Annotated in this window: 12 protein-coding genes; 7 read left to right on the top strand and 5 right to left on the bottom strand. The window is 46.4% G+C overall.

All coding sequences use genetic code 11. The features are described 5' to 3' along the window. The first annotated feature begins 20 nt into the window (after window positions 1-20). From atpG to H7708_RS06955, 7 genes are all read left to right on the top strand, one after another. Window positions 21-881: a F0F1 ATP synthase subunit gamma gene (atpG, locus tag H7708_RS06985; RefSeq protein ID WP_223669779.1), complete on the top strand. Its 861-nt coding sequence runs from the start codon at window positions 21-23 to the stop codon at window positions 879-881. Between the two features lie 63 nt (window positions 882-944). After that, on the top strand, window positions 945-2,321 hold the full coding sequence (gene atpD, locus H7708_RS06980; RefSeq protein ID WP_223669778.1) for a F0F1 ATP synthase subunit beta: 1,377 nt from the start codon (window positions 945-947) through the stop codon (window positions 2,319-2,321). A gap of 37 nt (window positions 2,322-2,358) precedes the next feature. Next, a complete protein-coding gene (locus H7708_RS06975; RefSeq protein WP_223669777.1) occupies window positions 2,359-2,784 on the top strand; it encodes a F0F1 ATP synthase subunit epsilon in 426 nt (141 codons plus the stop codon). Between the two features lie 242 nt (window positions 2,785-3,026). Beyond that, complete coding sequence (gene glmU / locus H7708_RS06970) at window positions 3,027-4,400, top strand: bifunctional UDP-N-acetylglucosamine diphosphorylase/glucosamine-1-phosphate N-acetyltransferase GlmU (protein ID WP_223669776.1); 1,374 nt, start codon at window positions 3,027-3,029, stop codon at window positions 4,398-4,400. Between the two features lie 2 nt (window positions 4,401-4,402). Further along, entirely contained in the window at window positions 4,403-6,232 is a 1,830-nt protein-coding gene (gene glmS / locus H7708_RS06965; protein WP_223669775.1) for a glutamine--fructose-6-phosphate transaminase (isomerizing), read from the top strand. Window positions 6,233-6,246: 14 nt separating this feature from the next. Then, complete coding sequence (locus H7708_RS06960) at window positions 6,247-6,861, top strand: thiol:disulfide interchange protein DsbA/DsbL (protein ID WP_223669774.1); 615 nt, start codon at window positions 6,247-6,249, stop codon at window positions 6,859-6,861. Window positions 6,862-6,995: 134 nt separating this feature from the next. Continuing rightward, entirely contained in the window at window positions 6,996-7,925 is a 930-nt protein-coding gene (locus H7708_RS06955; protein ID WP_223669773.1) for a lysophospholipid acyltransferase family protein, read from the top strand. A gap of 6 nt (window positions 7,926-7,931) precedes the next feature. On the opposite strand, the gene H7708_RS06950 is transcribed toward H7708_RS06955, so the two are convergent. From H7708_RS06950 to def, 5 genes are all read right to left on the bottom strand, one after another. Further along, window positions 7,932-9,383 (bottom strand): TrkH family potassium uptake protein, encoded by a 1,452-nt coding sequence (locus tag H7708_RS06950; RefSeq protein WP_223669772.1) that lies wholly within the window; start codon window positions 9,381-9,383, stop codon window positions 7,932-7,934. A 12-nt stretch (window positions 9,384-9,395) separates the two neighbouring features. Next, the gene (gene trkA, locus H7708_RS06945; protein ID WP_223669771.1) at window positions 9,396-10,769 is read right to left on the bottom strand and encodes a Trk system potassium transporter TrkA; all 1,374 of its coding nucleotides are present in this window, start codon (window positions 10,767-10,769) and stop codon (window positions 9,396-9,398) included. A gap of 126 nt (window positions 10,770-10,895) precedes the next feature. Continuing rightward, on the bottom strand, window positions 10,896-12,212 hold the full coding sequence (gene rsmB / locus H7708_RS06940; RefSeq protein WP_223669770.1) for a 16S rRNA (cytosine(967)-C(5))-methyltransferase RsmB: 1,317 nt from the start codon (window positions 12,210-12,212) through the stop codon (window positions 10,896-10,898). A 28-nt stretch (window positions 12,213-12,240) separates the two neighbouring features. Beyond that, window positions 12,241-13,194: a methionyl-tRNA formyltransferase gene (gene fmt / locus H7708_RS06935; RefSeq protein WP_223669768.1), complete on the bottom strand. Its 954-nt coding sequence runs from the start codon at window positions 13,192-13,194 to the stop codon at window positions 12,241-12,243. 24 nt (window positions 13,195-13,218) lie between these two features. Further along, a complete protein-coding gene (def, locus tag H7708_RS06930) occupies window positions 13,219-13,722 on the bottom strand; it encodes a peptide deformylase (RefSeq protein ID WP_223669766.1) in 504 nt (167 codons plus the stop codon). Window positions 13,723-13,958 lie beyond the last annotated feature (236 nt).

The raw sequence follows: 13,958 nt of genomic DNA, 5'->3' as shown, positions 1-13,958 counted from the left end.
TTTTAGACTGGAAATAGAATATGTCAGGCGCTAAAGAGATTCGTACCAAAATTGGATCGATTAAAAATACGCAAAAAATTACTTCTGCAATGGAAATGGTTGCAGCGAGTAAAATGCGTAAAGCGCAAGATCGTATGGCGTCATCACGCCCTTACGCTGAAAAGATTCGCACAGTAATTAAGCATATTGCTCAGGGTACGCCTGAGTATCGTCATGCTTATATTAATGAGCGTGATGTTAAGCGTGTAGGATATATCGTTGTGTCGACTGACCGTGGTTTATGTGGCGGCTTGAACATTAACTTGTTCAAGAAAGCTCTAAACGACATGAAGCAATGGTCGGAGCAAGAGATTGAAGTCGACATGTGTTTGATCGGTAGCAAGGCAACTGGCTTCTTTAAGAAATTTGGTGGTTCGGTTGTAGCTAAAACTTCTAATCTTGGTGATACACCAGAGATTGAAGATTTGATCGGCGCAGTTAAGGTGATGTTAAAAGCCTACGACGAAGGTCGCATTGATCGGTTATTTATCGTAACGAATGAGTTTGTAAACTCGATGACGCAAGACCCGAAGGTAGATCAATTATTACCGCTACCGGTTGGTCAAGATGAAGAATTGCGTCATCACTGGGACTACTTGTATGAACCAGAAGCAAAACCATTGCTAGATAAGTTAATGGTTCGTTTCATCGAGTCTCAGGTTTATCAGGCAGTTGTAGAAAATATTGCATGTGAGCAGGCCGCACGAATGGTAGCGATGAAAGCTGCTTCGGATAATGCAGGTGATCTTATTGATGACCTTGAGCTTGTTTACAATAAAGCACGTCAGGCAGCGATTACTCAAGAGTTGGCTGAAATTAGTGCTGGTGCAGCTGCGGTTTAATACATTACTTTTTCGTAAAGTAGAAAGACAAGTTTTTAAAAGCTTAAGATTGAGGAAATCAATATGAGCACAGGTAACATTGTAGAAATTATCGGCGCGGTTATCGACGTTGAATTCCCGCGTGATAGTGTTCCTAAGGTTTATGATGCACTTACAGTAACTGAGACTGGCTTGACGCTAGAAGTCCAGCAGCAGCTGGGTGACGGTGTTGTTCGTTGTATCGCGATGGGAGCATCAGATGGTTTACGTCGTGGACTAGAAGCAACTAATACTGGCGCGCCAATTCAGGTTCCTGTGGGTACTGAAACCCTAGGCCGTATCATGGACGTGCTTGGTAACCCAATCGACGAAAAAGGCCCTATTGGTGAGAAAGAGCGTATGTCTATCCACCGTAAGGCTCCTGCTTTGGAAGAGTTAGCACCGGCTAACGAGCTTCTAGAAACAGGTATTAAAGTTATTGACTTGGTTTGCCCGTTCGCAAAGGGTGGTAAAGTTGGTCTGTTCGGTGGTGCTGGTGTAGGTAAAACCGTAAACATGATGGAACTTATCCGTAACATTGCGATTGAGCACTCAGGTTTCTCAGTATTCGCTGGTGTTGGTGAGCGTACTCGTGAGGGTAACGACTTCTACCACGAAATGACTGACTCAAACGTAATCGACAAAGTATCACTGGTCTACGGCCAGATGAACGAACCACCGGGTAACCGTCTACGTGTTGCTTTGACTGGTTTGACGATGGCGGAAAAATTCCGTGACGAAGGCCGTGACGTACTATTGTTCGTTGATAATATTTACCGTTATACGCTAGCAGGTACTGAGGTATCAGCACTGCTAGGTCGTATGCCTTCAGCGGTAGGTTACCAGCCAACGCTAGCGGAAGAAATGGGTGTTCTTCAGGAACGTATTACGTCAACCAAGACTGGTTCGATTACATCGATTCAGGCGGTATATGTACCTGCGGATGACTTAACTGACCCATCTCCAGCAACAACGTTCGCACACTTGGATGCAACGGTTGTATTGTCTCGTCAAATCGCTGAGCTAGGTATTTATCCTGCGGTTGATCCGCTAGACTCTACTTCGCGTCAGCTTGATCCGCTCATCATCGGTAATGAACACTATGACGTAGCTCGTGGCGTTCAGGGTGTATTGCAGCGTTATAAAGAGTTGAAAGATATTATTGCGATTCTTGGTATGGACGAGTTGTCTGAAGAAGATAAGCAGACGGTATCACGTGCCCGTAAGATTCAACGTTTCTTATCGCAACCATTCTTCGTAGCAGAAGTATTTACTGGGGCGCCAGGTAAGTATGTTTCTTTGAAAGATACGATTGCTGGCTTTAAAGGCATTCTTAACGGTGAATACGATCACTTGCCAGAGCAAGCGTTCTACATGGTTGGTTCAATTGAAGAAGCGGTTGATAAAGCCAAGAATCTTTAATGAACCCTTGCTTATTCTCTAAGAAAGGGGGAGACTGATGGCAATGACAGTACATTTAGACATCGTTAGCGCAGAAGACTCGATTTTCTCCGGAAAGGTTGAGCGCTTGATTGCAACGGGTGAATTGGGTGAGCTAGGTGTTGAGCCTGGCCACGCTCCCCTGCTAACGTCATTAAACCCAGGTCCGGTCAAAGTGACCTTGCCTGGCGGTGAGGTAGAACTCTTCTTCGTTTCTGGTGGAATGTTAGAGGTTCAACCGCACATGGTAACGGTACTGGCTGATACAGCAATCCGAGCGGAAGACGTTGATGAAGCGAAAGCTTTAGAAGCAGAAAAAGATGCTCGTGAAGCGCTGTCTGATCAGAACTCTGAAATTGAGTACTCTAAAGCGGCAGCAGAATTGGCTGAGGCGGTGGCTCAATTACGTACCTTACGCGCGATTAAAAAGAAAAGTGGAAAATAACTCCTGCTTTTCGATTGAGATCGACCAAAAGGTGGCTTCGGCCACCTTTTTTTATGCCTCTATAAAATAGATGGATCTGATTGGTTGAAATGATGGATAACATTGTATCTCATTGTTGTTTAGGACTTTAGTCGTTTTAAATCGGTAAAAGTATCCGTTATGTAAAAAAGGGTGAAGGGTTTGAGTCATCTAACCATAATAATGTTAGAATACGAGCTTAAATTTTTCTAACTAAAATAATTATGCCATTAAGTGTAGTGATATTAGCGGCGGGTAAGGGAACCCGTATGCGCTCAAAGCTGCCGAAAGTATTGCACCCCATAGCTGGTCGTTCGATGTTGGAGCATGTAATCCACTCCGCCGAGCAGTTGCATCCCGAACAGTTTGTAGTAGTTGCCGGGCACGGCATCGATCAAGTTAGACAGCAACTTTCAGAAACCAATGTCACCATCGTCGAACAGGCGCAGCAGTTAGGAACTGGACACGCCGTTGATCAGGCGCTGCCGGTAATAGAAGACAATCACCAGGTGCTGGTACTGTATGGTGACGTGCCTTTGATAGAAACTTCGACGCTACGACAATTATTGGCCACTCAACCTGAATCTGGGATCGGTCTGCTTACCGTAAAACTCAACAATCCAACTGGCTATGGCCGCATCATTAGAGATTCTGCCGATAGTATTACTGCTATAGTTGAGCAAAAAGATGCCACCGAAGAGCAGCTGAAGGTAAATGAAGTTAATACTGGTATTTTATGTGCACAGGCAAAATCGCTGAAGGCATGGTTAAGCAATATTGATAACAACAATGCTCAGGGAGAGTATTATTTAACCGACTGCATTGCCATGGCGGCGCAAGGTGCCGGCGTTAAGGCCTGTCATCCGTTGTCGGAGATCGAAGTGGAAGGCGTCAATAGCCGCGTGCAACTGGCCAGTCTGGAACGTCGTTATCAGGCAGCAAAAGCCGAGCAGCTTTTACAACAGGGCGTGACCCTGATCGATCCGGCACGGTTGGATATCCGTGGCGAACTAAATTGTGCCAGTGATGTCTTGATAGATGTCAACGTGATCATCGAGGGGCGAGTGAACATAGAAAGCGGTGCGGTTATTGGCGCTAACGTCATATTAAAAGATTGTGTCGTAGGTGCCGATAGTCAGGTTAAACCCAATACCATGATCGAACAGGCGCAGATTGGAAAGGCCTGCTCAGTCGGGCCCTTTGCCAGAATTCGCCCGGGTACTATCCTGGAAGATGAAGCCTTTATTGGTAACTTTGTTGAAGTCAAAAAAACCACTCTCGGCCGAGGCAGCAAAGCCAGCCACCTGACTTATCTCGGTGATGCCGATGTTGGCCAGGGCGTTAATATCGGTGCTGGGGTCATTACCTGTAACTATGATGGTGCCAATAAATATAAAACGGTTATAGAAGATGGTGCATTTATTGGTTCGGACTGTCAGCTGGTGGCGCCGGTTAACGTTGGTAAAAATGCAACGGTGGGTGCTGGGACAACCGTAACCAAGGATGTACAGGCAGAAGAGCTGTGTATCAGCCGGACGCCGCAGAAACATATTTCAGGCTGGCAGAGACCCGTCAAAAAAGTTAAAGAGGAACAATAATAATGTGTGGCATTGTAGGTGCAATTGCACAAAGAGACGTCAGCGATATTCTGGTCGAAGGATTAAAGCGACTGGAATATCGGGGCTATGATTCGGCAGGTGTTGCCATCTATCACGACAATCAAATCGAACGGATCCGCCGTGCGGGTAAAGTTTCGGAGCTGAAAGATGCGTTGAAAGAAACTCCGATTGGTGGCGGCCTCGGTATTGCTCATACCCGCTGGGCCACTCATGGCGAGCCTAATGAAACTAATGCTCACCCCCATATGTCAGAAGATAATATCGCGATCGTTCATAATGGTATTATTGAAAATCACGATGAACTGAGGGATGAGCTTAAGGCAAAAGGCTATAAGTTTGAATCAGATACCGACACCGAAGTGATTGCGCACTGCTTACATGAGGCATTGAAGGAGCATGATAGCCTGCTAAAAGCATTATTAGCGACCACAAAAAAATTGAAGGGTGCCTACGGCACAGTCGCTATTGATGCCACCCAGCCAGACAAAATGGTCGTGGCTCGCTCCGGTAGCCCGTTAGTAGTCGGTAAAGGCATTGGCGAATATTTTGTGGCTTCCGATCAGTTGGCTTTGTTGCCGGTGACACGGGAGTTTCTTTATCTGGAAGAAGGTGAGGTGGCGGAAGTTCGTCGTGATGGCATGACACTGCTCAGTAGCGATGGCGAACTGGTCAAGCGTGAATTTGAAGAGTCTGATCTGCAGCACGATGCGGTGGATAAAGGCAAATACCGCCACTTTATGCTGAAGGAAATTTTCGAGCAGCCTAACGTGGTTGCTGAAACGCTTGAAGGTCGCATTGTCGATCATCAGGTCTATATCGAAACGCTCGGTGAGAATGCAGCAAAGATATTTGAGCAGTTAGATGCTATCCAGATTATTGCCTGTGGTACCAGCTATCATGCCGCGCTGGTTGCCAAGTATTGGATTGAACAGTACCTGAAAATGCCTTGTCTGGTGGAGATTGCTAGTGAGTACCGTTATCGCGATACCGCGGTGTTACCAAACAGCTTGTTTGTGACCATTTCGCAATCCGGTGAAACGGCTGACACTTTGGCAGCGTTGAAGAAAGCGAAGAATGAGGGGTATTTAGCCAGCTTAACCGTATGCAACTCCCCTGCTTCATCAATGGTGCGTGAGTCCGATCTAACCCTTTTAACTCGAGCTGGCGCAGAAATTGGCGTGGCTTCGACTAAGGCCTTTACCGCGCAGCTGGTTTCCCTGCTGTTGTTAATGGTATCCATCGGTAAAGCCAAAGGCATGGATAAAGCGGTGGAAAAAGAGATCGTGGAAGCACTGGAGCATTTACCGCATGAAATTCAGTTGTCACTGGATCAGGCGGATGCAATAGAAAAGCTGTCGGAAGCTTTTTCCGAAAAGCACCATACGCTATTTCTGGGACGGGGCCAGCAATATCCAATTGCCATGGAAGCAGCATTAAAACTTAAAGAAATTTCCTATATTCACGCGGAAGCCTATGCTGCCGGTGAATTAAAGCATGGCCCATTAGCTTTAATCGATAAAGAAATGCCAACGGTTGTGGTTGCACCGAACGATAACTTGCTGGAAAAACTGAAATCAAACGTTGAGGAAGTTCGCTCGCGCGGCGGTAACCTCTTTGTTTTTGCCGATAAGTCAGCTAATATTCAGGCTTCCAATGGTATAACAGTGTTCCCTGTGGATAGTCAGTACACGATTACAGCACCAATGGTGTATACCATTCCGATGCAGTTATTATCGTATTACGTGGCCGTGATCAAAGGAACCGATGTTGATCAGCCGAGAAATCTAGCAAAATCAGTTACAGTAGAATAAGTTAGGAGTCATAAATGAAGTTAAAAGTATTATTGAGCGGTGTATTAGCCTTATTGGCTATGAGCCAGGTGGCTTGTGCTGAAACAACGGGCAAGGCATCTGTAAAAGAAGGCACCGACTATTCGGTAATTAGTGGTAAAGAAGCAACGTCAAAACCCCATGTTTATGAGTTTTTCTCTTACACCTGCCCTCATTGCTACAACTTAGAACCGGTGTTACAAAAGTGGAAAGCGAATGAAAAGCCAGACAGCGTGAAGTTTGAACAGGTTCCGGTCTTTATGAGCCAGGTGCCTCACTTAACTTACGGTTATTATGTTGCGGAAGTTCTTGACGTTAAAGATAAAGTACACCCGGCTATTTTTCACGAGTGGCATGCTGAGAAGAATATCATTCGCAGCAAAGAGCAGCTCATTCCAATTTTTGAAGAAGCAGGTGTTTCCAAAGAAGAGTTTGAAAAAGCGTACAACTCATTCGGTGTCGAGAGTAAAGTGCAATACGCCAAGAAACTGGCGCGTGACTTTAAAGTGATCAGCTTCCCAATGGTTATTGTGAACAAGAAATATAAGGTCGAAAGCTATAAAAACCTGAATGAGATGTTAGGCAACTTTGCGGTAAAAAACACCAAGTAAGCTGTTCATTAGTAAAAAATATTTTTTAATGCCAGTATTCACTGGCATTTTTTATGGGTATACTAAAAGGGATAATAAAAATAACTGAAAAGTCTCGGCATTGATAAATTAATTTTATAGTTGTAGCGCAGTATATGGTGAGTCCAAAGTCTAAAGCATTACCCAAAGGTAAAGCGGTCCACTCCAACCCCAAAAAAGTAAAGTTGATCTGTACTCTAATTGGCATTTTTGCGCGGATGCCAAAGTTTGTCGGTCGATCTTTTGGTAACTTGTTTTCCTTCTGCTCGAAACTTTTTAAGACCCGCTCCTATACGACGTCATTAACCAATTTGGCCATTTGTTTTCCAGACTATTCGCAGGCAGAGAGAGAGCTATTAGCGAAGCGAAGTTTACGGCATACCGGACTGCTATTTTTTGAGGTGGCCAAAATATGGAGAAAGTGTCAGGGTGAGCAGTTTATTGATTCTGTTTACGGTGAGGACAAGGTTAAAGCCTGCCTGGCACAAGGTAAAGGGGTGCTTTTTACAGGTGCACATATCGGCAACTGGGAAGTTGCCCTATATTATCTGGGAAGTCGTTTTCCTTTTCATTGCATGTACCGCCCTCCTCGTCAGCTCGAGATGGACGAGGTCATTTGTCATGGCCGTTGTCAGAACCAGACCTCAATGGTTCGTGGCGACAGTCGCGGTGTAATGCAGCTGATCAAGGCCTTAAAAGGCGGAGAAGTGGCTGCGGTCTTAAGCGATCAGGAGCCGGGCCGTGGTGCAGGCGTGTTTGTGCCCTTTTGTGGCAAAGATGCGTTGACCATGACTCTGGTACAAAAGGTTCAACAGAAAAGTGGTGCCGAGCTGTTTCAAATTGCGGCCGTAAAAAATGAAAGCGGTAGTTACGATATCCGAATGGAGCCGATTGACCTGAAGCCGGAATTGGATGAGAAAGTGTATGCACAGAAAGTGAATGCAGGTCTTGAGAGTATGATAAGGCGTTATCCTGAGCAGTATCAATGGTCTTATAAACGTTTTAAAACCACCTCCTGCGGCGGTCCCAATCCTTACTGTCAATAAGTTTGATTAACGGCGCCAGAAGTAAGGCGTAAACAAGACCAGTAATGTAAATATTTCCAGGCGTCCAAGTAGCATCGCAAAACTCAAAACGTATTTCGTGAGATCATTGAGAGAGCTGTAATTCAGAGCGACTTCTCCCAGACCTGGGCCAAGGTTATTCATGGTCGCTGCGACAGCGGAAAATGCCGTAACCTGATCGAGTCCCTGCGATAACAAAATAAACATAAAGAGAACGAAAAACATAATGTAAGTGGCGAAGAAGCCCCAGACAGCATTAACGATTCTATCGTTTACCGACTCCTTACCTAATTTAATAATAAAAACCCCATTGGGATGAATCAGACGTTTAATTTCGCGGAAACCCTGTTTGAACAGCAAAATAATACGAATGACCTTCATACCGCCCGAAGTTGAACCGGCACTGCCTCCAGGAAAGCTGACGAAGATTAATAATACCGAAACTGCTAACGGCCAAATGTGATATTCAGCAGTGGCAAAACCAGAAGATGTAGCGAACGAAACGGTATGAAAAAGCGTGTGCAAAAAGGCTTCGTAAAATGAAGTATAGTCATGGTCGACCAATAACACCACAGCACCAATCAGGGCAACACTGAGTAATATCATGGTGTAAACCTGGAACTCTGGATCTTTGAGATAAGGACCCATACTGAGTTTACGCACAGCGAAAAAGTGCAGTGAAAAGTTAACGCCACCAAGGAACATGAAGAAGATACAGAGCATCTCAATCAGATCGCTTTGAAAATAACCGATACTGTCGTCATGGGTTGAAAAGCCGCCCGTGGCAATGGTGCTGAAACTATGGCTAATTGCATCGAACGCAGACATACCGGCTAACCAGTAGGCAATACCACAGGCAACGGTCAATCCGACATAGATAAACCACAAGGTTTTTGCAGTACCGGCAATTCTTGGGGTTAACTTTGAGTCTTTGATGGGGCCAGGTGTCTCAGCACGATACAACTGCATACCACCAATTCCAAGCATTGGTAGAATGGCGACCGCCAAGACAATAATACCCATTCCGCCGAGCCACTGAAGCTGCTGGCGATAAAACAGAATCGAGTGTGGCAATTCATCAATGCCGCTGATCACGGTTGCACCAGTGGTGGTAATGCCTGAGAATGATTCAAAAACGGCATCGGCTAACGATAAGGCGTGATTTTCAATCAGCATGAATGGAATCGAACCGAAGAGACTGAGAACGGTCCAGAATAAGGAGACCACGATAAAGCCGTCGCGAATCTTTAGTTCTTGTTTGGCATGTCGCTTTGGCAGAAAGATCAGGAAGCCTGAGATCAGGGTGAGAATAAATGTTATGAAAAACGCACTGCCGCCACCATCCTGATAAATTAAGGCAACCACGCTGGGCGGGATCATGGTCATACTAAAGACCATAATTAAGATGCCTAAAATTCGGGTAATGGTTGCAAACTGCATCGTCGTAAAACCTTAAAAATAGGTTACATTGACTTGGAATAGGCGTTCAACATCACGGATATAACCCTTGTCGACCATGAAGAGTACAACATGATCGTTTTCGCGAATGATGACATTATCGTGAGCAATAATTACCTGTTCATCACGAACTATTGCACCAATGGATGTGCCCGGCGGCAATGCTATTTCACCAATAGTTCGACCAATGACTGATGAGGTTTGCTCATTACCTTTAGCGATGGCTTCGATTGCCTCGGCGGCACCTCGGCGGAGTGAGTACACACTGGAGACATGACCTCGTCGGATATGGGTCAGCAGACTGCCAATGGTGACTTGTTGTGGAGAAATGGCAATATCGATTTCATGCCCCTGTATCAGGTCGACGTAAGCGGTGCGATTGATTAGAACCATGGTTTTGCGAACGCCGAGCCGTTTAGCCAATAATGCCGACATAATATTGGCTTCATCATCGTTTGTTACGGCAATAAACAGATCAAATTCATTGATGTTTTCGTCAGTAAGCAGGTCCTCATCTGAGACATCTCCCTGCAGCACCAGGGTATCTTCAAGATTGTGGGCTAATTCCTCGGCACGTTGCGGGTTACGCTCGATGATTTTGACCAGCATTTTCTTTTCTAACTTTTTGGCTAAGCCTTCACCAATATTACCGCCACCGGCAATAATCACCCGTTGGTATTTCTTTTCCAGTCGTTGCAACTCGCTCATGACGGAGCGGATATGTTTTCGGGCCGCCAGGAAGAACACTTCGTCGTCAGCCTCAATAATGGTGTGACCGGTTGGCACTATCGGTTTGCCGCGGCGGAAGATGGCTGCCACGCGCGTTTCAACGTTTGGCAGGTGCTGCTTTAACTCTGATAGCGCGTTGCCCACGAGTGGCCCGCCATAGTAGGCCTTGACCGCGACCAGACGTAATAACCCCTTGGCAAAGTCGAGTACCTGAAAGGCGCCGGGATTATCGACCAAGCGCTCAATGTATTCGGTGACCAGGCGCTCTGGACTGATAACCACATCAACCGGTATGTGCTGATGAGCAAACAGCTTCTCATTACTGAGATAGTTGCCGGCACGGATCCGGGCAATTTTGCTTGGGGTTTGGTAAAGCGTGTGGGCGATTTGACAGGCGATCATATTGACTTCATCGCTGCTGGTGACGGCGACCAGCATGTCACTGTCATCAATACCGGCGTTAGCCAGTACATCGGGATAGGCGGCGTGACCGACAATCGTCCTTAGATCCAGATGATCCTGAATATAGCGTAGGCGTTTCGGATCCGAGTCGATCAGGGTGATGTCGTTATTTTCGCCTTCGAGGCTTAAGGCCAGACTGGTGCCAACCTGGCCGGCACCGAGAATAATGATTTTCATAACGACAAATTTATAACCTTATTCTTACGTTATCTGTTGCTTATGCTAACGCTAACGGCTCTTGATCGGAAGGTTTTTTTGCCTGTTTGAGGCTTAAACATCAATAATTTAGCTTAAATGTCGGGTTTAACCCGCCTTTTCTAGCAAGGCATAGTAAAAGCCATCCATATCTTCAGTTGCGGGAAGAATCTGACAACCAATGGAAGATTGGCTAATTTTGGCCAGCGGTGACGGTAAGGGTTGCAATTGAGCGTCAGAGTTTTGCTGTAAAAATGTCTCTATTGGTTGGCAATTTTCCTCAAACAGAATCGAACAGGTGGCATATAGCAGTTTTCCGCCGGGTTTTAGAGCCTGCCATGCTGCGGTCAGTAGTTGTTGCTGTATCTGCTGCAGCTCAGGGATATCGCTATTTCGACGCAACAGCTTGATATCGGGGTGGCGACGGATCACGCCCGTAGCGCTACAGGGAACGTCCAGCAGTATGGCGTTATAATGCTCTTTCCTAGTTTGCATAAAGAATAAGGCATCTTCGGCATGAATCTCGGCGGATAGCTCGAGTCGTTCCAGATTTTCCTGGATCCGAAAACAGCGATTGGGATCGATATCGACCGCATCGAGTGAAATAGTGTTTGCGCTCTGTTCCAGCAAATGAGCCGTTTTACCGCCCGGCGCAGCACAGGCGTCCAATACCTTATCATGTTTATTGGGGCGTAAAAGTGAAGCGGCCAGTTGGGCGGCTACGTCCTGAACCGAGCAAAGACCGTCGGCAAAGCCTGGGATGGAAAAAGCCGGTATGGCCTGCTCCAGGACCACAGCACTATCGGCCAGGGAGTGTTTGCGGTAGGCCAGTCCGGCCTCGTCTAACAGCAGGCAGAAATCATCACGGCTGATTTTCATCACATTGACCCGTAATGCCATTGGAGCCTGCTGGTTGGAGTGTTCAAGAATGCTCTCGACCTGGCCCTTATAGTGCGGCTTAATGCGTTGAATAAGCCATTCGGGGAAAGCGAAACGGGTATGCCAGTCTTTATCAAGCTCTTGATTCAATTGATCTTTCTGGCGTAAAAAATTACGTAAAACGCCGTTAAGAAGCTTCGTCGCCCACTCTTTTTTCAACAGGCGACAAGCGTCTACCGTTTCGCTGATAGCAGCGTGATCGGGCACCCGGCTGTATTCGATCTGGTACAGGCCGATCAGTAATAAACAAAACAGATCGCTATCTTTGTTCTTAAATTTTTTGCGTAACAACTGCTGAGCAGAAGCTTGCAGTCGAATAAAATAACGACAGCAACCCAGTACCAGAGCCTTATATAAGGAAGTATCGCTGGGATTTTCGAATTCCACGGCAGCCAATACTTCGCTGGCGGACTGGCCCTCGTAAGCGATGAGTTGTAGTGATTGTGCAGCCTGGCTGCGAATATGGTTGGAAGTTAACAGACTCAAAAGTAGGCCCTGGATTCAAGATAAGACATTAATGAAAGCGACTGCCTGGCTGCAGAAGTTCGCGGTTTTTGGGGGCATTTAGCAGATCTTTAACCGACATTCTGCGCGAACCCGGCAATTGTAGCTCGGTGAGTCGTAGCTGGTGTTGACCGCAGGCAACCACAATGCCCTGTTTATCAGCCTGAACGATAGTACCGGCTTGCTCGTTTGAAGCTTCATTTATGACTTGAGTTTGCCAGATACGAATGGTTTTATCGTCGATCTGGGTTTGTGCTACCGGCCAGCTATTAAAAGCACGAATGGTTCTTTCAATCGTAGTGGCATCCAGAGACCAGTCGATGAAAGCTTCCTGTTTACTCAACTTATGAGCATAGGTCGTGAGTCCATCGTCCTGTGGTTCCGCTTCGATTGTGCCCCCGGCAATTTCATCCATAGCCCTAACTAAAAGCTGGGCACCCTGCGCCGCCAACTTATCGTGCAAGGTTGCACCGGTATCCTCGGCAGTGATGGGAGTAATGGCTTTGGCCAACATAGGTCCGGTATCCAGACCTGCTTCCATTTGCATGATGGTAACGCCGGTTTCACTGTCGCCCGCCTGTATCGCCCGCTGAATTGGAGCTGCGCCACGCCAGCGCGGTAGCAATGAGCCGTGGACATTAATACAGCCTAATCGTGGGATATCTAAAACAGCTTGTGGCAGGAGTAAACCATAGGCAGCCACGACCATTACATCGGCATTATATCCGGCCAGAATCTGGCGTGACTGCTCCGACTTAAAGTTTTGCGGCTGCTCGACCGGTATCTGGTGCGTTAACGCTAACTCTTTGACCGGGCTCATGTGAATTTTCTTGCCACGACCGGACTGTCGATCCGGTTGCGTATAAACAGCAATAACCTGGTGCGGTGAATCAATTAATGACTGTAAACTGGTTGCCGCAAAGTCGGGCGTACCCGCGAAAATTACCTTTAGGGGTTGATTCATATACAGGTGCTCGTTAGTTTGTACTTACTTGTTCTGTCTATGTTGTTTCTCAAGCGCTTTACGGATACGGTTGCGCTTCAACGGCGACAAGTAGTCGACAAAGAGCTTGCCTTCGATATGGTCATATTCATGTTGAATGCATACCGCTAACAACCCGTTAGTATCCAGCTCGAATTCTTCACCATGGCGATCCTGTGCCTTAACGACTACTTCGTTAGCGCGCTGTACTTTGGCGTAGACGCCGGGGAAGGACAGGCAGCCCTCTTCCATTTCTTCGATGCCCCGTTTTTCGATGATTTCTGGATTGGCGAAGACAAGAGGTTCTCTCTTGTCTTCGGAGACATCAATCACGAAAAGGCGCTGGTGGAAATTGACCTGGGCACCAGCCAGGCCGATGCCGGGAGCCTCGTACATGGTCTCGAACATATCATCAATTTGTTGCTGAAACTTATCACCAAAGTCGGTAACAGGCTCCGCCTTGGTTCTCAGTCGTGTATCTGGAAACTCTAAAATGTCTAATTTAGCCATGGATAAATACTGTGTAAATTGAGTACAAGCTATCTATAAATAAATATATGGGGGCGATCATAATCAATTCGACCGGTAAAGACCATTTTTAAGGCAAAAAAAGCAAACAAAAGCTCTAAAATAATGAATAGACTGTGATTAAGTTGTAGTAATCTGCTAAGAAATGTTGATAAGATGATGATCCTTATAGACTTTAGACGGTCTACGTTTGGGTTTTGGCTGTTTCCCTTGGCTAT

The sequence above is a fragment of the Kangiella shandongensis genome, assembly GCF_020005365.1.
GTDB lineage: Bacteria > Pseudomonadota > Gammaproteobacteria > Enterobacterales > Kangiellaceae > Kangiella > Kangiella shandongensis.
The sequence above is the reverse complement of the archived record's forward strand: the minus strand, read 5'-3'. Positions and strand labels throughout refer to the sequence as shown.